Origin of the sequence: Actinophytocola algeriensis (assembly GCF_014203735.1) — a bacterium.
Lineage (GTDB): Bacteria > Actinomycetota > Actinomycetes > Mycobacteriales > Pseudonocardiaceae > Actinophytocola > Actinophytocola algeriensis.
Genome location: NZ_JACHJQ010000004.1, coordinates 501,351 through 520,733, shown reverse-complemented (window position 1 = coordinate 520,733; position 19,383 = coordinate 501,351). Strand labels below are relative to the sequence as shown.

The following is a 19,383-nucleotide window of genomic DNA, read 5'->3' as shown; positions in this document are numbered from 1 at the left end:
TAGCGTGGGCCCATGACTCCGAAACTCGACATGATCGGCCTGGTGGTCGAGGACATGGCGGCGTCGCTCGCCTTCTACCGCCGCCTCGGCCTGCCGATCCCGGCCGGCAGCGACGGCGAACCGCACGTGGAGGCGACCCTGCCGAACGGTCTGCGCTTCGGCTGGGACACCGTGGCGACGGTCCGCTCGTTCGCCCCGGAGTGGACCAAGCCGCAGGGCGGCAACTCGGTGGGCATCTGCTTCCTGTGCGACAGCCCGGCCGAGGTCGACAAGGTCCACGCCGACCTCGTCGCGGCGGGCTACCGCAGCCACAAGGACCCGTGGGACGCCTTCTGGGGCCAGCGCTACGCCTCGATCACCGACCCGGACGACAACGTGGTGGACCTGTTCGCCCCGCTCAGCTGACCGCGTACCCGGCGGACACGCCGCTGCCGATCACGGTGACGTCGTCGACGCCCTGGACCTGGACCGGGGCCAGGGCGAACGGAGCCGAGTGGTTCCCAATGGATTCGTAGGTGTTGTCACCCCAGGCCCAGACGGTGCCGTCGCCGCGCAGGGCGTACGCGCCCCACCCGAACGAGGCGATCGAGACGACCCCGGTCAGGCCTGCCACGTCGACCGGGATCCTGGACACGCAGGTCCCCTCGCAGGCGACGCCGTTGCCCAGCGCGCCGTTGTAGGCGTAACCCCACGCGGCGACGGACCCGTCGGACCGCAGTGCGTACGCGGTGTAGTCGCCCCCGGCCACCACCTGTGCGGCGTCGCTGAGACCGGTCACCCGCACGGGCACGCGGGACTCGCAGTTCGTGAAGGGGTCGCACGGATCGCCGTTGCCGAGCTGACCATGCACGTTCAAGCCCCACGCCCACGCCGTGCCATCCGAGGTGACCGCGTAGCCGTTGTACGAACCCGCCCCGATCGAGGCCACGTCCGACAACGCCTGCACCCGCACCGGCGCGAGCACGCCGTTGTCGTCCGCACTGCCGGTGCCCAGCGCGCCGTGGTGGTTCACTCCCCACGCCCACACCGTGCCGTCGGGGCGCAGCGCGTACGTGCTCGCATGTCCGACCGCGATGCCGGTCACGCCGGTCAGGTGTGGCAGCGGCATCGGCACGTTCGACACCTCGTGGTCGCCGGTGCCGAACGGGCCCTGGCCCCAGCCCCACACTGTGCCGTCCGCGCGCAGGGCGTACGTGGTGTGGCCGTTGGTCGACACCGCCGTGACGTCGGTCAGTCCCACGACGGGAACCGGCACCGCCGACACGCCGTTGCGTGCGGACCAGCCGTTGCCCAACTGCCCGGCCTCGTTGCCACCCCATGCGCGGACCGTGCCGTCGTCGAGCACCGCGTAGGACGCGCCTCCCGAGCCGCCGCCCACGACCTGCCGCACCCCGGAGAGCCCTGCCACCGGCGTCGGCGCCGGCGAGCTGCCGACGGTCTGGCCGGTCCCGAGCTTCCTGGTGTCGTTGCTGCCCCACGCACGCACACACCCCGGCGCGCAGTCCTCGGGAGACACGACGAACATCCCGGACAGGTCAGCGATGAGGTGGACGGTGCCCCGGTGGTTGTAGAGGTACAGCCCGCGGTACTGGCCGAACACGACAGTGGCCGCGTTCGGCACCGCCTTGCCCGGCACGACGTTCAGCGTGGACGACTGGTACGGCTGGACCGTCCCCTCGCCCCAGGCCGTGACGTAGGTGGAGGTCGACGCGCCGACGCCGGTCAGGTTCAGCACCACGCCGGTCGCGTTGACCGGCACCGCCTCGCCGAGGGCGAGCGGGTGCGGGAGGCCACCCGAGGCGAGCGGGCCGGTGAGGCCGATGCCCGCACGCGTGTCGAGCACCCGTTGCGGTGCGCGCGGCACGAACCGGGCGCCGTAGTCGGGGGTGTGGAAGCCGGTGAGGTCGGCGAGCAGGTGCACGTTGCCGTAGTTGTTGTACAGCGACACCGTGCGGTCCGCACCGATCGCCGCGGTCACCAGGTTCGGCCGGGTCTCACCGATCTCGACGTTCAGGTTCGACGCGGTCGGCCGTCGTGCGCCGGTCGGCCACGCGGTCACGAACGTCGACGCGGTCGGCAGGGTCGCGGTCAGGTTGAACGTCACCGCGGTGGCCGACTCCGGCACCACGCGCGACAGGTCGAGCACCCGGACCCCGCCCGAGGAGAGCGGGTGGTCGTCGCGGGTGTCGAGGACCCGGTTCGGCGGCAGGCCGGTGAAGAGCGCACCCGACTCGGTGCCGTAGTGGCCCGCGAGGTCGGCGACCAGGTTGATCCGGCCGCTGTTGTTGTACAGCCGCACGGTCCGGTCGGCACCGAGCGCGACCGTGACCTGGTTGGCACGGACCTCCCCGACGTCCAGGTTGAGGCTCGACGCGGTCGGGCGCGCCGCGCCACCCGGGTAGACGGTCACGAACGTCGACGCGGTCGGCGCCACACCGGTCACGTTCAGCACCACGGCCGTCGCGGTCGCGGGCACGTGGGACGCGAGATCGATGGCGACCGTCCCACCCGCGCCGACCGGACCGGCCGTGCGGGTGTCGAGCACCCGCACCGGCGACCGCGGTGTGAAGGTCGAGCCGGTCACCTCAGCGGCGGGCGCGGCGGCCGACGGCGTGACGGGAACGGCGATCAGCGCACCAGCGAGGAACGCGGCGGTCAGCACAGCACGGAACAACGTGACTCCCCCAGGAGTGAACAGGCCCCGACCTGGCTTCGAGCTTACTGGTTCCGCACACCGGACATCGCCAGCTGCTCGTGCCGGTTCGACCGGCACGAGCAGCGGAGGCGCGTAGCTGCCGGGGTCTCGATCCGCCGTGCCGAGCCCGGTCCCGGGGTCAGGTCACGCGACGGCGGTCCCCTCGAGCTCGACCATCTGGCCCGGGATCGCCAGTCGGGTCACCCCGAGCATCGTGGTGGTCGGGGCCACCCTTGCGGCGCCCAGCCGGGACGCCAGCACGCCGTAGTGCTGGAAGAGCAGGTCGACGTCGGTGGTGTAGACGTTGAGCCGGACGAGGTTCGCGAGCGACATGCCTGCCTCGCCGAGCACGGCCTCCACGTTGTCGAGGCTCAGCGCCAACTGGGCCGCCATGTCCCCGTCGTGCTGGGGCTTGCCGTCGCCGCTCATCGCGGTCTGCCCCGAGCAGTACAGGGTGCGGGTGTTCCCGGAGACGATCTCCCCCTGGTTGAACCCCATCTCCACCGACCACGCCACCGGGTTGACCGCCGTTCGTGCCAATGCCACCTGAGCTCCGTTCGTCGTTGACGTCATGGCGAAAAGCCTCCCAACCAATCACGACATCCTGTGTCATGTATTCGGTAGGGTTTTCGGCGTGCGCGCCGACCGGTTGGTCTCGCTGGTGCTGCTGCTGCGCCGGCACGGCCGGCTGTCCGCGGCCACGCTGGCCCGCGAGCTGGAGGTGTCCACCCGCACCGTGCTGCGCGACATCGAGGCGCTGTCCTCGGCAGGCGTCCCGGTCTACGCCGAGCGCGGCAGGCACGGCGGTTTCGCGCTGCTGCCCGGTTTCCAGACCGAGCTCACCGGACTGAACCACGACGAGGCGCTCGCCCTGCTGGTCGCAGGCTCACGGCGCGGCGCGCAGGTGTTCGGCCTCGGCTCCGCGCTCGCTTCGGCCATGCTCAAGGTGGTCGACGCACTGCCGGAAGGCAACCGGGCCATCGCGGCAGGCGCGGCGCGGCGGTTGCTCATCGACCCGGAGACCGACCTCCTCGCGCGCCGCGTGGTCGCCGAGGAGGTGCCCGACGCCGTGGTGGCCGAGATCCGGCGCGCGGTGTTCGCCGGACACAAGCTGCGCATCAACTACGCGGCCCGCGACCAGACCCCGAAGTGGCGCACCGTGGACCCGATCGGCCTGGTCACCGCACGCGGTCAGAGCTACCTGCTGGCCACGAGGTCCGGCGCGGACCGCACCTACCGGCTGGCCAGGGTGCTGGCCGCCGAGGAACTCGCCGAACCAGCGCAGCGACCGGACCGGGTCGACCTGGACCGGGCCTGGCAGGAACGCAGCACGCGGTTCCGGACCGGCGGCGACCAGGTCGCCGTGCTGGTACGGGTGGACCCGGCGCGACGCGCGGACCTGGTGGGCACCGCGCTGGCCGTCCGCACCGAGGAAACCGACGCGGACGGCTGGCTGCGGCTGGAGGTGACCTTCCAGGACGCGAGACACGCCGAATGGGCGTTGTGGCAGCTCACCACGAACGCGGAAGCCCTCGCCCCGCAGTGGTTGCGCACCTCCCTGCACAACCGCGCCGCCACGATGGCCACCCGCTACGACGTGTCACCCTGAAACGTCGTCCGCCGCCTCCGGGGCGAAGTGCTCGCCAGCCAGGACGTCCGCCTCGGTCGGGAAGTGGCACGCAGCCACATGATCGGCCGGCCCCTGTGGCAGCAGCGGCGGCTCCTCGACCGCGCACACCTCCTGCGCCTTCCAGCACCGCGTCCGGAACCGGCACCCGCTCGGCGGGTCGGACGCGCTGGGCACGTCCCCGGTCAGCACGATCCGCTCTCGCACCTGCGTCGGGTCCGGGATCGGGATCGCCGACAACAACGCCTGCGTGTACGGGTGCGCGGGCCGCGCGTACAGCGACCGCGTGGACGCCAGCTCGACGATCTTCCCCAGGTACATCACGGCGACGCGGTCGCACACGTGCCGCACCACCGACAGGTCGTGCGACACGAACACGTACGCGAGCCCCAGCGAGTCCTGCAACGCCGACAGCTCGTTCACGACCTGCGCCCGCACCGAGACGTCCAGCGCCGACACCGGCTCGTCCAGCACCAGGATCGACGGCCCCAGCGCGAGCGCCCGTGCGATGCCGATCCGCTGCCGCTGCCCGCCGGAGAACTCGTGCGCGTACCGGTTCGCGTGCTCCGGTTGCAACCCGACCGTCTCCAGCAGCGACGTCACCCGCTCCCGGCCGCCGTCGCGGTACAACCCCTGTATCCGCAACGGTTCCGCGACCAGGTCGTGCACGGTCATCCGCGGGCTGAGCGACGAGTACGGGTCCTGGAAGACGATCTGCAGCTCCCGCCGCACGTCCCGCAACGCGTCACCCGACAGCCCGGTGATCTCCTTGCCGCGCAGGAAGACCCGGCCCTCGGTCGGCTCCACCAGCCGCACCACCATGCGGCTGGTCGTGGTCTTGCCGCAGCCCGACTCGCCGACCAGGCCGAGCGTCTCCCCCGCCGCCACGGTGAACGACACTCCGTCGACCGCCCGCACCTGTCCTCGGGCCCGGCGCAGCACCCCGCCCCTGATCGGGAAGTGCTTCGTCAGCCCCTCGACCCGCAGCAGCTCAGACATGCGCCAGCTCCTCAGCGCGGCGTTGAATGTTCACTCCGCAAGCTCCGCGAAGTGACAGGCCGTGGCGTGCCCGTCGACCTCCCGCAACGCGGGCCGCTCCGAAACGCACTCCGCGCGGCCCTGCCGCAACGCACACCGTGGCGCGAACGGGCACCCCGGCGGCGGCGCCAGCAGACTCGGCGGACTGCCCGGGATCGGGGTCAGAGTCTGGCTTTCCACGTCCAGCCGGGGAATGCTCGCCAGCAACCCGGCCGTGTACGGGTGGCGCGGCGACGCGAACAGCGACCGCACGTCCGCCTGCTCCACGATCCGTCCCGCGTACATCACCAGCACCCGCTCCGCCATCTCCGCGACCACCCCGAGGTCGTGCGTGATGAGCACGGTCGCGGCACCGGTCTCCTGCTTCGCGGTCCGCAGCAGCGACAGCACCTGCGCCTGGATCGTCACGTCCAGCGCGGTGGTCGGCTCGTCGGCGATCAGCAGCGCCGGGTCGTTGGCGATCGCCATCGCGATCATCGCCCGCTGCCGCATGCCGCCGGAGAACTCGTGCGGGTACTGGCGTGCCCGGGTCCCCGGCTGGGCCATGCCGACCAGCCCCAGCAGGTCGACCGCCCGCGCCATCGCCTGCTGCCTGGACACCGCCGAGTGCAGCCGGATGGCCTCGGCGATCTGCTTTCCCACCCGCTGCACGGGGTTCAGCGCGGTCATCGGGTCCTGGAACACCATCGCCGCGTCCTTGCCGCGGATCTTCCGCAGCTCGTCACGGGACAGGCGGAGCAGTTCGCGGTCGCGGAAACGCACCGAGCCGCGCACGATCCGCGCGGGCGGCCGACGCAGCAACCCCAGCACGGTCAGGGCCGTGACGCTCTTCCCCGACCCGGACTCACCGACGATCGCGACGGTCTCACCCGCCTCGACCGTGAAGCTCACCCCGTCGAGCGCGCGGGCGACACCGTCCTCGGTGCGGAACTCGACCGCCAGGTCCTCGACCGTCAACAGTGGACTCATGAGGACTCCCTGGGGTCGAGCGCGTCCCGCAGCCCGTCGCCGACGAAGTTGACCGACAGCACGGTGACCGCGACCGCGACACCGGGTGGAATCCACAGCCACGGCATCTGGCTGATCACCGTCAGCCGTTGCGCGTCGGTCAGCATGTTGCCCCAGCTGGGTTGCGGCGGCTGCACACCGAGCCCGAGGAACGACAGCGACGCCTCGATGAGGATGCCGTCGGCGACGGCGATCGTCGCGACCACCACGACCGAGCCGAGCACCGCCGGCAGGACGTGGTGCACGACCAACCACCCGGTCCTGGCGCCGAACGCCTGCGCGGCCTGCACGTACTCGCGTTCCCGCAGCGACAGCGTCACCCCGCGCACCACCCGGCCGGCCCGCGGCCACGTGAACAGGCCGATCGCGATCACCATCGTGGTGATGCTCGGGCCGAGGATGCCCGCGATCACGATCATCACCACGAGCACGGGGAACGACAGGAACACGTCCGCGGCCCGCATGATCAGCGCATCCACCCAGCCACCGAGGATGCCCGCCACCGCACCGAGAACCGAGCCGATGACGACCGCCAGCAACGCGGAGAACACACCGACGAGCAGCGACACCCGGCCCGCGTACAGCAGGCGCGCGAACACGTCCCGGCCGGAGCCGTCGGTGCCGAGCAGGTGCTCACCACTGGGTGGCTGCCGCACCTGCGACAGGTCGACCTTGAGCGGGTCGTGCCCGGTCAGCAGAGGCGCGCACACGGTCGCCAGCACCACCAGCAGCAGCACCACGACGCCCGCGATCGCGAGCTTGTGCCGCAGGAACCGGCGCACCGCCATCCGGCCGGGCGAACGCAGAGCAGGAGCGGTCGCTGGAGTTGTCATCGCAGGCTCACCCGGGGGTCCACCAGTGTGTACAGCAGGTCGGCGATCAGGTTCGACAGCAACACCATGATCGAGAAGAACAACGCGAACCCGATGATCACCGGGTAGTCGCGGCCCTGGAAGGAGGCGATCGCGAGCTGGCCCATGCCGGGCCACGCGAACACCGTCTCGATCACGACCGCACCGGCGAGGACGTTCGGCAGCGACAGCGCGACGATCGTGATCACCGGGATCAGCGCGTTGCGCAGCACGTGCCGCGTCACCACCCCGGTCGCGCTGACGCCCTTCGCCTCGGCCGTGCGCACGTAGTCGGCGTGCAGCTCGGCGATCACGCTGGACCGGACGTACCTGGTGAACTGCCCGGACTGGGAGAACGCGAGGATCACCAGCGGCATCAGCAGGTGCGACAGCGAGTCGCCGACGCTGTACTGCCCCGGCGTCGACATCCCCGCCGACGGCAGCAGCCCGAGCTTGAGCGAGAACACGTAGATGCCGAGGATGCCGAGGAAGAACGGCGGCGTGCACACGGCGCCGAGGCTGACCACACTCGCGGCGTAGTCGGCGAACCGGCCCTTGCGCACGGCCGCGAGCAGCCCCAGCGGGACGGCGATGACGAGCGCGAGCAGCAGGGAAAGCCCCATGAGGTACACGGTGGGCCCGACCCGTTCACCGAGCAGGTCGCTGACGGACCGGCCGGTGTCGAGCGAGTACCCGAGGTCACCGGTGACCGCGTTGCCCAGCCACGTGAAGTACTGGACCCACACCGGTTCGTCGAGCCCCAGCTCGGCACGCTTGGCGGCGATGAACGCCTCGGAACCGGGCCCCCGGTTCTGCGGCGGCAGCATCATCTCGACCGGGTCGCCCGGCGCGAGCCGGAACAGCCAGAAGATGCCGATCGACACCAGGACCAGCACGAGCACACTGACCAGAACGCGGCGTACCAGGTACGCGCCCACCACTCACCTCCTCCACATGCCGTGAAGGTGCCCTTCGGGACGGTGAGCGTCTCGAAGGGCACCTTCGGGGCATCAACTCGCGAGCCGCCAGTTCTCCGGCTGCCAGAACCCGCCGCCGGTCGGGCTGAGCGGCGTGAAGCCCTGCACCTTGTCACTGACCGCCCACAGGCCGCCGGGGCTGTACAGCCACAGGTACGGCACCTGCTCGTTGTCGATCTTCGCGGCCTCGCCGTACAGCTTCTCGCGCTGCGCCTCGTCCGCGGTCGAGTTGGCTTCCTTGATCTTCGCGTCCAGCTCGGGGTCGCAGAAGCGGACGTTGTTGCCGCCGTTGGGGAAGAAGGTGCCGCACGAGACGATCGTGTACACGTTCCACGAGTCGAGCGCGTAGTTGCCGCCGCCGAACATGTACATGTCGAAGCTCGGCCCCGCGAGCGCCTCGGTGGTCCAGCCCGCGTCGACCTGCTGCAGCTCGACGTTGACGCCGATCTCCTTGAGCTGGCTCTGGATCGCGACCGCGGCGGCGTCCCGGTCGGGGTTGCTGCCCGGGATCCACGCGAGCTTCACGGTCTGGCCGAAGTCCCAGCCGCCCTCGGTCAGCAGCTGCTTGGCCTTGGCCGGGTCGTAGGCATAGTCGTTGATACCGTCACCGCTGACCGACGGGTCGAACGAGGAGTTCCGCGCGACCCCGACCTCCGGCAGCGCGCTGTCGATGATCGACTTGCGGTCGATGCCGGTGAGCAGGCCCTGGCGGACCCGCGCGTCCTGGAACCGCTGCTGCGTCAGGTTCAGGCCGACGCGGACGAAGCCGCCTTCCTTGGACGTCTGGAAGTTCAGTGTCCCGAAGCTGTCCAGGGTCTCCCGGTCGCTCGGCGCGACGGGCGCGATGTCCATCTCGCCGGTGCCCAGCTGCGCGGTCGCCACGTCGGCGGTGACCGGCTTGAGGAACACCTTGTCGACGCTCGCGGGCTTGGGGAAGTTCGGGTTCTTCTTCAGCTCGACGTACTGGTCGACCTCGTACTTGACGAACTGGAACGGCCCGAGCCCCACGGTCGGCGCCGAGAAGAACGGGTCCTTCGCGAGCTGGCCGGCCGGCTTGTCGCCCAGGACGTGCTCCGGGAGGATCATCGCCACGCCGACCTGTGCGAGCACACCGTAGTTCGGGCCGTCGGTCCTGATGACGAACGTGTCGTCGTCCGGCGCGGTCAGCCCGGAGACGGTGTCGGCGGTGCCGTCCGCGACCGCCTTGGCGCCCACCACGCTCTGGTAGTTGCCCGACGCGGCCGAGCCGCTCTTCGGGTTGGCGAGCGCCTGGTGGGTGAACAGGACGTCGGCGGAGGTGAACGGTTCCCCGTCACTCCACTTGAGACCCTTCCGCAGGTGGAACGTGAACTCGGTGGCGTCGTCGTTCACGTCGACCTTCTCGGCCAGCTGCGGCACCAGCTCGAGGTCGGGGTTCGAGGTCATCAGGCTCTGGTAGATCAGTGACATCACCTGCTGGTCCGGACCATGGGCCGGTTCGAGCGGGCTGAACAGCTTCGGCTTCTGGTACAGCACGATGCTGACCGAGCCACCTTCTCCCGCCGCGCCCGGTGCCGGCTGCGGGCCCGCACATCCCGAGACGACGAGGCCCGCCGCCAGAACCGCGGTCGTGATCCACCTGAGTCCGCTCATACCACGCCTCTTTCGAACCTGGTGTCGAGTAGGCACAACCTAGCCAGCGGAACGCGCCACGTAAAGACTCTCGGAACGCCGTTTCATGTGCGGACCGAGCAGTTGACATGAAACGGCATTCCTGGTGACGTCGGAATCCCCTGCTGGAGGAGGTCTCCATGCGTGTGCGCACGGTGTGCGTGTTCCTGTCCTTCATACTGCTGGTCGTGACCCCCGGCCTCGCCTCAGCCGACCTCGGGCATCCGGAGTCGCCCGACGTGGTCGTCGCGGCCGGGTCCGGCGACCGGAGCACCTGGTTCCCCACCGTCGAACGGTTGCACGACGGCACCCTCGTCGCCGTCTACTACGACGCCACGAGCCACACCGGTCCCTCGGGCCGGATCGCGCTCACCCGCAGCCACGACGGCGGCCACACGTGGCGGACGCCGTCGGTCGCGATCGACACCCCGCTCGACGACCGCGACCCGTCGCTGATCGAGCTGGCCGACGGCACCCTGCTGATGAGCTGGTTCCAGACCGACTGGTCCACCTCCCCCCTGCCCACCCCCGGCGGCGTCTGGACCGCCCGCTCCCGGGACAAGGGGCGCACGTGGTCGGCACCCGTGCGCGTGCGGTCGGGCGTGTACGGCAACGGCGAGTGGGCCATCCCGCCGGTGAGCTACGCGACGCCGTGGGTCGCGACGTCCGCGAAGGTCGTCGAGCTGCCGGACCGCACGCTGCTGCTCGCCCTGTACGGCAACACCCCGGCCGACGCGAGGTCGTCGATCACGGTCATGCGGTCCCGCGACGGCGGCCGCACCTGGCCGGCCGCACTGGAGGTCCCGGTGGCGGTGCACCCGGACGGCAACGATCTGCAGGAGCCCGCGATCGCGCTGCGCGGTGACGGCACCGTCGTGATGGCGATCCGCAGCAGGAACATCGGCTTCTGGACGTCCTCCCGCGACGGTGGCCGCACGTGGGCGCCGCTGACCGAGAGCGACTACTGGGAGCAGGCGTCGGACCTGCTGCCGCTGCGTGGCGGACGGCTGCTGCAGACGTGGGGCGACCGGTCCGGCGCGTTCGGCCCGGGCAGGCCGACGGTCGGCCGCGTGATCCTCGCCGACGGCACCCGTCTCGCACCGAAGGTGATCTACAGCCGGGGCGCGACCGACGAGAGCTACCCGAGCAGTGTCCAGGTAGGACCGGACAGGTTTTTGACCATCTACTACGACGCGGTTAACAAGATCATCGGCGGCACCTACAGTCGGCTGCAGGACTACCTCCGGCCGTGAAGGAGCGCCCCCGTGCCCTCGACCTTCGACATGTCGTTCGACGAGCTGCTCACCTACCGCGGCAGCTCACCACGACCGGACGACTTCGACGAGTACTGGGCACGGGGGCTCGCCGAGCTCGCGGACACCCCAGCCGACGTGGAGATCACTCCCGCCGAGTTCCAGACGCCGTACGCCCGCTGCTCCCACCTGTGGTTCACCGGGACGGGCGGCGCGCGGGTGCACGCCAAGCTGCTGCGGCCGGTCACCCCGGCAGGGCCCGCGGTGCTGGCGTTCCACGGTTACTACGGCGACTCCGGCGACTGGGTGGAGAAGCTGCCCTACGTCGCGCTCGGCCACACGGTCGCGGCCCTTGACGTGCGTGGCCAGGGTGGCCTGTCCCGCGAGGAGACCCCGGTCGCGGGCTGGTCCATGGCGACGTACCTGATGCGCGGCGTCGACGACCGGCCGGACAACCTGCTGTACCGGCACCTGTTCCTGGACACCGTGCGGCTGGCGCGGATCGTGTCCGGGCTCGACGGCGTGGACCCGGACCGCGTCGGCGCGATGGGCGGCAGCCAGGGCGGCGGGCTCACGCTCGCGTGCGCGGCGCTCGAGCCGCGGCTCAAGCTGGCGGCGCCGATCCACCCGTTCCTGTCCGACTACCGCCGGGCGTGGGAACTGGACCTGGACCAGGCGCCCTACGCCGAGATCGGCGAGTACTTCCGCAGGCGCGACCCCATGCACCGCAACGCGGAGGAGGTCTTCCGGCGGATGGGGTACGTGGACGTGCGGAACCTGGCACCACGCGTCAAGGCGAAGACGGTCATGACCATCTCGCTGGCCGACCGCACGTGCCCGCCGTCGACCCAGTTCGCCGTGTACAACGCCCTGGAGTGCGAGAAGTCGTACCGCCTGTACCCGGACTTCGGGCACAACCGACTTCCCGGCACCGACGACGCGATCTACGCTCTGCTTTCGACGCTCTGACGTACGAAGCGAGGAGCCGCCGAATGAACCGTCCTCTGACCGTGGCCGCCCTCGCGGCACTCGCCGTGGCCGTCACGGGCCAGGCGAGCGCCGAACCCGGCGTCGACCACGCCCACGTGCCGGGCGGGCAACGGTTCCTCACCGCGGCCACGGGTGCGCCCGCGCTGTTCGACGCGGGTGTCACGGCCGCCGACGGCACGCGGTCCGGACGCCTGGTCCTGTCCTCGGCGGACGGGACGCGGCAGACCCTGCAGTCTTCGGACGGCGGCACCACGTGGTCGTCGCTCACCGGGACCGCGGGCACACCGTTCCGGCTCGCGAACGCGGCGGGTGACGTCGTCGCGATCGACACCGACGGCACGGCGTGCGGCGACGGCTGTGCCCGGTTCGCCCGCAAGCAGCTCACCGCGGGCGGCTGGGCCGAAGCGGGCACGGCGACCGTCACGTTCGCGCAGCCGGTCGGGTCCGCGCGGTTCGGCCGCGGCGTGGTGCTGCTCGGCGACGGGAAGACGGTGCTGGCGCCGGTGCACGGCGGGTCGTACGCGGCCGTCGTCGCGAGCACCGACGGCGGCGTGACGTGGTCCGAGACGGCACGGCTCGCCACCGGCGACGGCTGGTCGGCGGCGAGCCTGTCCGCCACCGCCGACGGCGGGCTGATCGCCGCGCTGGGCAGGAACGAGAACCTGCGCGGCGCGGTCCCCGCGAACGTCGCCCTGTACACGGTGAAGGCACCCACCCAGACCGGCACCGGATGGGGCGCACCGGTTCGCGTGGCCGCCGACACCGGCGGCGCCCCCTCGATGACCCTGCTCGGCAACGGCGCGCTCGTGCTGGCCTCCGGCCGGCCGGACAACGTGCTGCGCTTCTCCTTCGACGGCAAGGGCGCGTCGTGGACCTCGCCCACGACCGTGTACCAGAACTACCCGACGGCAGGCGCCGACGTGGACGGCTGGTACACGCCGGACGGCGGGACGGCCCGGCCGCTGCGCCACCTCGGTTCCAGCGGGACGGTCGGGATCGCGCCCCTCGCGGGCAACCGGGTGCTGGTGACCGGTGACAACTGCGCGCCGGACTGGGGCTGTCCCGCCGACACCTCGGTCCGCGGCTACCAGGTCGACGGCGTGCCCGCGCTGTGGCGCTCGGTGGTGGAGGCCGACACCGACCAGTGGGGCAAGGCCGACCTCGCGACCATGTTCCAGCGCGGCGAGCTGACGGTGGTGAACTCCCCGCTGTCCTGCTACGGCGACGCGTCCGCGTGCCGCCGGTCGCTCGCCGCGTACGCGTTCGACGGCGACTCCCGCGCGGACTCGAGTCTGGTGACCGGCAACCGGTCGGTCACGCTGCGGCTGCCGCGCGCGGTGCCGGTCACGGGACTTGGCCTGCACGTGTGGCTGCAGGGCGCGGCGGACGTGCGGATCGAGACGTCGGTCGACGGGACCACGTGGATCACCCCGGCACGCGGCGCCCGCGACGGCATCGTGCGGCCGTTCAGCGCACCCGTCACCGCGCAGTACGTCCGGCTCACCGACCCGAACGCGGTCACCGATCCGGCCGCCGCGTTCCTGCACGAGATCGAGCTGTACACGGCGGCCGTGAGCTTCGAGCACGACTACCCTGGCCAGGCGCCCCGCGGCAACGGCTGGGTCACCACCAGCACCCTCGCGACCGTCGTGAACCAGACGACCGTGCCGTCGGCGGAGAAGATCTCGTCCCGGTTCCTGCGCATCAAGGACGACACGACGACCCAGATCGGACGCGCGACGTGGGCGCACGCCACGGCCACCGCCGTGACGGCCGAGTTCCGCTTCCGCGGCCTCGGCACGACGAACAAGGGCCTGCTGTTCTCGTTGAAGGGCAGGAACGGCACCGCGGCCGCCACCCCGTACGGGTTCTGGCTGACCGGCGCGGGCAGGCTCCACTGGGCGAACTACAGCCTGAACCCGCCGTGGGGCACCGCGCTGAACCCGACCGCGATCAACACCGGCACCTGGCACACCGTGCGCCTGGTGGCCACGATGACGCGGGTGCAGGTGTACCTGGACGGCACACTCCTCGCCACCAGGTCGAAGTCGCAGGCCGCGACGAGCATCGACGCCGTCGAGATCGGGTCGACCGGCACCGCGACCACCGGTGACGACTGGCTGATCGACGACGTGGCCTACACGGTGCCCTGACTGACGCCCTGACGCTCCCTGGCCTTCGCGCGCAACGCGACCGCGATCCCGAGACATCCGGCGAGGGCCACGGCGACGAACAGCGGCAGCGCGAGCACGGACGTGGCCTGCAGGCCGTACCCGATGAGCGCCGGTACGGCCGCGTTGCCGAGCATCGCGACGGTCAGCACGGCCGCGTTGACCCGCCTCGGGTGCGGCAGCGTGCGCGCGATCCACGCGAGCGTGGCGGGGAAGATCGGCCCCACGCACACGCCGAGCAGCAGGAACCCGGCCGGCGCGCTGAACGCGAACGCGATCACCGACAGGCCCGCACCGCAGGCGAGCAGTGCGGTCACGATGAGCCGGGGCGGCGACCAGTTCCTGGTGACCAGCGGCACGAGCAGCCGGCCACCCGCGAGGCCCAGCCAGAACAGGGACGTGAGCGCGGCCGCCGTGTTCGCGCTGTAGCCGTGCGCCCGCAGGTGCGTCGCCTCCCAGCTGGACAGTCCGGTCTCGACACCCGCGTAGCAGAACAGCATGGCGCAGAACAGGACCAGCGGCAGGCTCAGGCGCAGGCGCTCCCGTTCAGTGGTCATCCCGGCCTCGGCCACCGGCGCGGTCTCGGGCACGGTCCAGGGCAGCGACACGAGGATCCCGGCCGCGAGCACGGCGAACAGGACACCGCCGTGCGTCAGGCTGATCAGCGCGGGCCCCGCCGCGGCGCCGAGACCGTACGTGCCGTTGACGAGGTTGACGTAGGTGAGCCCCCGGGTGGCCATCACGGTGTTCACGATGAGCACGAGCCCGCCGAACCCGAGCCCTCCCACGGCCACCGCCAGCGGCGGCCAGGGCCACGCGGTGGGCAGTGCGAGCAACCCCAGCCCCACGAGCAACAGCACGGACGAGACGACGTAGAGCGGTCCCCTGGCCCATCGGTCGGTGAGTGCGCCACCCACCGCGGTGCTGACGAGGCAGCCGCCGAAGAAACCGGTGACGAGCAGGCCGGCGGTCGCCGGGGACAGGTCGTCGCGGTCTCGCAGCAACGGGATCAGCGGGCCGAGGGTGGCCTGGAACAGGCCCAGCATCCCGAACACGATCGCCAGCCGAACGACCACCCGGGCTCCCCTCACGTGCCGCAGGAGCCGACGATACGTGCCCCGGTGATCACATGGTCGCGGAGGTGACGACCAAGGCGTCCACGACGTCTGCCAGCTCACCCCGCCGCGCGAACGCCGCCCGCTGCCTGGCGGCGCCGGTGCCGCGTTCCCGCAACCGTCCGATCCCGGCCTTGACGAACTCGATGTCACCGCCGAGCAACGGGCTCAGGTGCTCGACCAGGTCGTCCACTTGCGACTGGACCGGCACCAGCTCACCGGTGACCGGGTGCAGCGTCGACCCGGTCACGCCCTCCCGCGACGCGCGCCAGAGGTTCGCGCGCAGGACCGCCTGCGGCAGCTCGGGCGCCGGGCCCGCATCGTCGAGCGCACGCGCGACGAGACCGCGGATCAGGGCGGCGAGCAGCGCCGCGTCCTCGGGAACCGCGGCGACGTCGGCGATCCGGAACTCGAGCGTGGGGTGCCGTTCGGACAGCCGGACGTCCCAGTAGATCATCGCGCGGTCCATGAGTGCGCCTGCGCGGAGCATGGTGTCCACGGTCGCCTCGTACTCGTCGAGGCTGGAGAAGACGGGCGGCGGGCCCGCCGAGGGCCAGCGCGACCATTCCTGGTAGCGCCAGCTGGCGTAGCCGGTGTCGGTGCCGTTGAACGGCGAGTTGACGGTGAGCGCGAGCAGTACCGGCAGCCAGGGCCGCACCCGGTTGCTCACGGCGACACCGGTCTCCCGGTCCGGGATGCCGACGTGGACGTGGCAGCCACAGGTCGCGAGCGAGCGCGCCGTGGCGCCGAACCACTCGGCCATCCGCAGGTAGCGCGGGCTCGGCGTGATCTCCTGTTCCTCGGTCTCCGGCAGCACCGGGCAGCCGCTCGGCAGCAGGCGAAGACCGCGTTTCGCCGCCGAGGCCGCCAGCTCACCACGCAGCCCGTTCAGTTGCTCGAGGACCTGGTCCGGCGTGCGGCAGATGTCCGACACGCCCTCTACCTGGCAGCGCTTCAGCTCCTGTTCGACCTCGCCGTGCCCCTCGGCGGTGGCGTCCACGACCTCCGGACCGGACCCGGAGAGCCTGCCGTCCTCGCGGACGAGCAGGAACTCCTCCTCCACACCCATGGTGAGCTGTTCAGCTGTCACAGCCGTGAGGTACCCGAACGAGTGATCGGAGAAACGTGCAGGGCGGGCCCGCCGAAGCGGACCCGCCCTGCACGCGGCTCAAAACTCAATGGCTCATGTGTGGCTCACATGGTGTTGCTCAGGCCTTGCTGCGGCGACGAACGACGAACAGCGCACCAACGCCACCGACGATCAGCACACCCGCGATGCCCAGCGGCAGCGCGATGCTCGCACCGGTCTCGGCCAGCGCCTCCTCCTGGACCTCGGTGGTCGTGGTGGTCGGCGGGGTGGTCGGCACCGGCGGGGCCTCGGAGCTGGTCGGCGCGGGCGGGGCCTCGGTCGTCGTCGTGGTGGTCTCCGACGGCGGCGTCGTCTCGGTGGTCTCGGTCGGCGGCTCCGTCACCTTGACGCAGGCCTCGACCACGTGCTGGTCGCTGAAGGACCAGTTCTTGTTGTTGTCCTCGTCCACCGGGTCGTCCCACGCCACGACGTCGATCGTGAACGTGTGCTGGACATCGCCGGGGACGTCGAACGTCTCCTGGTAGTCCTCACGGAACTCGCCCTCGTGCAGGACGGTGCCGTTGTCGGTGATCTTGACGGTGTTGGCCTTCTGCTTGTTGTAGGCCGTCAGGTCGACCGTCAGGGTGGTGGTGTCGTCCACGCACTCGGCGGAGGACCGGTTCGTGTGCGCACCGGCGGTGCCTGCGAAACCGATCAGACCGGTCGAGACGGTCGCGAGAACGACACCGAGAGCCACGCCGAACCGGCGGCGCGGGGTCAAGTTGAGTGCCAAGGATGCCTCCGGCTGCTACGTCGGGCGAACGGGAAAGCCGGTTACTCCCGAACTACCGAGAGTCGCCAGCCGCAAATAGATGCGTAGGGTATCCACTCGTCCGAGTGGCGTTTCACCGGGGCCCTATACAGAAAGTGCTCGGTGACCAGTACTCCGTTCGCCCGATCGGAATTCAGCCGACCGGCTGCACCTCGGCCATCAGGGACCAGCCCTCACCGTCGGTCTTCACGTTGATGATCCGCGGTGTCGTGGCCACCACCTGAGGCATCCAGCTCATCGCCTTCTTGAAGTGGTCGGAGTTCACGTGGGCCTCGCCCGCGTCGTCCTGGAACGCCTCGACCAGCACGAACTGGTTCGGCTCGTCCACACTGCGCGACCACTCGAAGAAGATGTTGCCGGGCTCGGCCCGCGTCGCACGGGTGAACTCGTCCACGAGCGACAGCCAGCTGTCCGCCTTCTCCGGCCGAATAGTCCATTTCACACAGATGAAGATCACGGCTCCACCTTTCCGATCATGAAAGCTGCCGGTCCGAACATAACGCGCCGCCCACCCGTTCGAGTTAACACAACACCGTTGCCTTGTTAAGTCAACACCGTTGCTCTAGTCTCGGTTTCATGACCCACGACCTGTCCCTGCGCGTCAACGGCACCACCAGACCGGTAACCGTGGAACCGAGGGTGAGCCTGCTGGATGTCCTGCGCGACCACCTGGGCCTGACCGGCACGAAGAAGGGCTGCGACCAGGGCGCGTGCGGCGCGTGCACGGTCCTGGCCGACGGCGAACGAGTCCTGTCCTGCCTGGCGCTGGCCGTCCAGTACGAACACCGGGAGATCACCACGATCGAGGGCGTGGCCGACCCGTTACAACAGGCGTTCGTCAAACACGACGGCTTCCAGTGCGGCTACTGCACGCCGGGCCAGATCTGCTCGGCACTCGGCATGCTGGCCGAACACAGGTCCGGAATGCCAAGCGCGGCAACAGAAGACGTGGCAACGACCCCACAGCTGACGAGGGCCGAGATCCAGGAACGCATGAGCGGCAACCTGTGCCGCTGCGGCGCGTACAACGGGATCGTGTCGGCGATCGAGGAGACAGCACGATGAGACGCTTCACCTACGTCACAGCGAACACGGTCACCGATGCGGTGAAGACCAAGGCAACGACCCCGAACGCCAAGTACCTGGGCGGCGGCACAAACCTGGTAGACCTGATTCGCGCCGACATCGAACACCCGGACACACTGATAGACATCACCCGGCTTCCCCTCGCCGACGTGGAAGAAATCTCCACGGGCGCGGTGCGAATAGGCGCACTGACAAGGAACAGCCACGCAGCGGCACACCCGCTGATCAGAACCCGCTACCCGGTGCTCACCCAGGCAATCCTGGCAGGCGCCTCAGGCCAGTTGAGAAACATGGCCACCGTGGGCGGCAACCTGCTGCAGCGCACAAGGTGCCACTACTTCTACGACACAGCGGCCCCGTGCAACAAACGCTCCCCTGGCGAAGGCTGCGCGGCCCTGAACGGCGGCTACACCCGAAACCACGCCGTACTGGGCACGAGCCGGAACTGCATCGCCACACACCCGTCGGACATGGCCGTGGCACTGGCCGCCCTGGACGCCGTGGTGGAGACGGAAAGCGCAGAAGGCAACCGCCGAATCCCCATCGAGGACTTCCACAAACCCCCGGGCGAAACCCCGTACAGCGAAACAACGCTGGGCGAGAACGAACTGATCACAGCGATAGAACTCCCAGTCCTGCCGCCGGCAAGGAACTCCCGGTACCGCAAGGTCCGAGACAGATCGTCGTACGCTTTCGCCCTGGTCTCGGTGGCGGCGGCACTGGAGACGGAAAACGGCCGGATAACCAACGCCCGCCTGGCGCTGGGCGGCGTCGGCACCCACCCCTGGCGAGCCCGGACAGCGGAGTCCGTACTGAAGGGCGCCCCGGCGACGGAATCCACCTTCCGCGAAGCGGCAGAAGCAGAACTGTCGACAGCAACCCTGCTTCCCGACAACGCCTTCAAAGCCCCACTGGCAGTCCGCACGATCACAGCCACCCTGACGAGCTTGACGTAATCGCGAGCCCGTCCCACGTACCTCCCTTCCAACGACCGGCGACCCCACCCTCACAGCCCGCGGTC

18 protein-coding genes are annotated in these 19,383 nt (G+C 70.4%); 7 read left to right on the top strand and 11 right to left on the bottom strand.

What is annotated here, in order from left to right:
- Positions 1-12: 12 nt before the first annotated feature.
- On the top strand, positions 13-405 hold the full coding sequence (locus FHR82_RS20375; RefSeq protein ID WP_184812042.1) for a VOC family protein: 393 nt from the start codon (positions 13-15) through the stop codon (positions 403-405).
- On the opposite strand, the gene FHR82_RS20370 is transcribed toward FHR82_RS20375, so the two are convergent.
- Positions 398-2,674 (bottom strand): RCC1 domain-containing protein, encoded by a 2,277-nt coding sequence (locus tag FHR82_RS20370; RefSeq protein ID WP_184812041.1) that lies wholly within the window; start codon positions 2,672-2,674, stop codon positions 398-400. The two genes, FHR82_RS20375 and FHR82_RS20370, sit on opposite strands and share 8 nt — an antisense overlap.
- A 165-nt stretch (positions 2,675-2,839) precedes the next feature.
- On the bottom strand, positions 2,840-3,235 hold the full coding sequence (locus FHR82_RS20365) for a RidA family protein (RefSeq protein ID WP_184812477.1): 396 nt from the start codon (positions 3,233-3,235) through the stop codon (positions 2,840-2,842).
- 94 nt (positions 3,236-3,329) lie between these two features.
- On the opposite strand from FHR82_RS20365, the gene FHR82_RS20360 reads away from it, so the two are divergent.
- Positions 3,330-4,304, top strand: coding sequence for a helix-turn-helix transcriptional regulator (locus FHR82_RS20360; protein ID WP_184812040.1), 975 nt, complete (start codon positions 3,330-3,332; stop codon positions 4,302-4,304).
- Here FHR82_RS20360 and FHR82_RS20355 read toward each other — a convergent pair.
- The 5 genes from FHR82_RS20355 to FHR82_RS20335 form a co-directional block, all read right to left on the bottom strand.
- Entirely contained in the window at positions 4,296-5,321 is a 1,026-nt protein-coding gene (locus FHR82_RS20355; RefSeq protein ID WP_184812039.1) for an ABC transporter ATP-binding protein, read from the bottom strand. The genes FHR82_RS20360 and FHR82_RS20355 overlap by 9 nt on opposite strands.
- Before the next feature lie 30 nt (positions 5,322-5,351).
- A complete protein-coding gene (locus FHR82_RS20350; protein ID WP_184812038.1) occupies positions 5,352-6,329 on the bottom strand; it encodes an ABC transporter ATP-binding protein in 978 nt (325 codons plus the stop codon).
- Entirely contained in the window at positions 6,326-7,201 is an 876-nt protein-coding gene (opp4C, locus tag FHR82_RS20345; protein WP_184812037.1) for an oligopeptide ABC transporter permease, read from the bottom strand. Before opp4C ends, FHR82_RS20350 begins: the two co-directional genes overlap by 4 nt.
- On the bottom strand, positions 7,198-8,157 hold the full coding sequence (locus FHR82_RS20340; RefSeq protein WP_184812036.1) for an ABC transporter permease: 960 nt from the start codon (positions 8,155-8,157) through the stop codon (positions 7,198-7,200). Before FHR82_RS20340 ends, opp4C begins: the two co-directional genes overlap by 4 nt.
- Before the next feature lie 72 nt (positions 8,158-8,229).
- A complete protein-coding gene (locus tag FHR82_RS20335; RefSeq protein WP_184812035.1) occupies positions 8,230-9,828 on the bottom strand; it encodes an ABC transporter substrate-binding protein in 1,599 nt (532 codons plus the stop codon).
- A gap of 158 nt (positions 9,829-9,986) precedes the next feature.
- Between FHR82_RS20335 and FHR82_RS20330 the strand changes: the two genes are divergently transcribed.
- From FHR82_RS20330 to FHR82_RS20320, 3 genes are read left to right on the top strand one after another with little or no spacing between them, the layout of a single operon-like run.
- The gene (locus FHR82_RS20330) at positions 9,987-11,099 is read left to right on the top strand and encodes a sialidase family protein (RefSeq protein WP_184812034.1); all 1,113 of its coding nucleotides are present in this window, start codon (positions 9,987-9,989) and stop codon (positions 11,097-11,099) included.
- A 12-nt stretch (positions 11,100-11,111) separates the two neighbouring features.
- On the top strand, positions 11,112-12,068 hold the full coding sequence (locus FHR82_RS20325) for an alpha/beta fold hydrolase (RefSeq protein ID WP_311771184.1): 957 nt from the start codon (positions 11,112-11,114) through the stop codon (positions 12,066-12,068).
- 23 nt (positions 12,069-12,091) lie between these two features.
- Positions 12,092-14,242, top strand: a complete 2,151-nt coding sequence (locus FHR82_RS20320) for a hypothetical protein (protein WP_184812033.1) — start codon at positions 12,092-12,094, stop codon at positions 14,240-14,242.
- Here the strand turns inward: FHR82_RS20320 and FHR82_RS20315 are convergent.
- The 4 genes from FHR82_RS20315 to FHR82_RS20300 all read right to left on the bottom strand — a co-directional run bounded on the left by FHR82_RS20315 (position 14,227) and on the right by FHR82_RS20300 (position 17,733).
- A complete protein-coding gene (locus FHR82_RS20315; protein ID WP_184812032.1) occupies positions 14,227-15,336 on the bottom strand; it encodes an MFS transporter in 1,110 nt (369 codons plus the stop codon). The two genes, FHR82_RS20320 and FHR82_RS20315, sit on opposite strands and share 16 nt — an antisense overlap.
- Positions 15,337-15,385: 49 nt before the next feature.
- Positions 15,386-16,465 carry a carboxylate-amine ligase gene (locus FHR82_RS20310; protein ID WP_311771183.1) on the bottom strand — a complete coding sequence of 360 codons (1,080 nt, stop codon included), beginning with the start codon at positions 16,463-16,465 and terminating at the stop codon, positions 15,386-15,388.
- Positions 16,466-16,583: 118 nt separating this feature from the next.
- Positions 16,584-17,237 (bottom strand): LPXTG cell wall anchor domain-containing protein, encoded by a 654-nt coding sequence (locus tag FHR82_RS20305; RefSeq protein WP_184812031.1) that lies wholly within the window; start codon positions 17,235-17,237, stop codon positions 16,584-16,586.
- Between the two features lie 172 nt (positions 17,238-17,409).
- The gene (locus FHR82_RS20300) at positions 17,410-17,733 is read right to left on the bottom strand and encodes a putative quinol monooxygenase (RefSeq protein ID WP_184812030.1); all 324 of its coding nucleotides are present in this window, start codon (positions 17,731-17,733) and stop codon (positions 17,410-17,412) included.
- Positions 17,734-17,852: 119 nt separating this feature from the next.
- Here FHR82_RS20300 and FHR82_RS20295 point away from each other — a divergent pair, with 119 nt between their 5' ends.
- Both FHR82_RS20295 and FHR82_RS20290 read left to right on the top strand, forming a co-directional pair.
- Complete coding sequence (locus FHR82_RS20295) at positions 17,853-18,341, top strand: (2Fe-2S)-binding protein (RefSeq protein WP_184812029.1); 489 nt, start codon at positions 17,853-17,855, stop codon at positions 18,339-18,341.
- Complete coding sequence (locus FHR82_RS20290; protein WP_184812028.1) at positions 18,338-19,318, top strand: FAD binding domain-containing protein; 981 nt, start codon at positions 18,338-18,340, stop codon at positions 19,316-19,318. The genes FHR82_RS20295 and FHR82_RS20290 overlap by 4 nt, the downstream gene beginning before the upstream one ends.
- Positions 19,319-19,383 lie beyond the last annotated feature (65 nt).

What these genes read in the sequence shown, in the direction of transcription:
- FHR82_RS20350 (WP_184812038.1), bottom strand. Translation starts at nt 6,329, where the DNA reads ATGAGTCCACTGTTGACGGTCGAGGACCTGGCGGTCGAGTTCCGCACC.
- FHR82_RS20375 (WP_184812042.1), top strand. Translation starts at nt 13, where the DNA reads ATGACTCCGAAACTCGACATGATCGGCCTGGTGGTCGAGGACATGGCG.
- FHR82_RS20355 (WP_184812039.1), bottom strand. Translation starts at nt 5,321, where the DNA reads ATGTCTGAGCTGCTGCGGGTCGAGGGGCTGACGAAGCACTTCCCGATC.
- FHR82_RS20295 (WP_184812029.1), top strand. Translation starts at nt 17,853, where the DNA reads ATGACCCACGACCTGTCCCTGCGCGTCAACGGCACCACCAGACCGGTA.
- FHR82_RS20330 (WP_184812034.1), top strand. Translation starts at nt 9,987, where the DNA reads ATGCGTGTGCGCACGGTGTGCGTGTTCCTGTCCTTCATACTGCTGGTC.
- FHR82_RS20335 (WP_184812035.1), bottom strand. Translation starts at nt 9,828, where the DNA reads ATGAGCGGACTCAGGTGGATCACGACCGCGGTTCTGGCGGCGGGCCTC.
- FHR82_RS20320 (WP_184812033.1), top strand. Translation starts at nt 12,092, where the DNA reads ATGAACCGTCCTCTGACCGTGGCCGCCCTCGCGGCACTCGCCGTGGCC.
- FHR82_RS20290 (WP_184812028.1), top strand. Translation starts at nt 18,338, where the DNA reads ATGAGACGCTTCACCTACGTCACAGCGAACACGGTCACCGATGCGGTG.
- opp4C (WP_184812037.1), bottom strand. Translation starts at nt 7,201, where the DNA reads ATGACAACTCCAGCGACCGCTCCTGCTCTGCGTTCGCCCGGCCGGATG.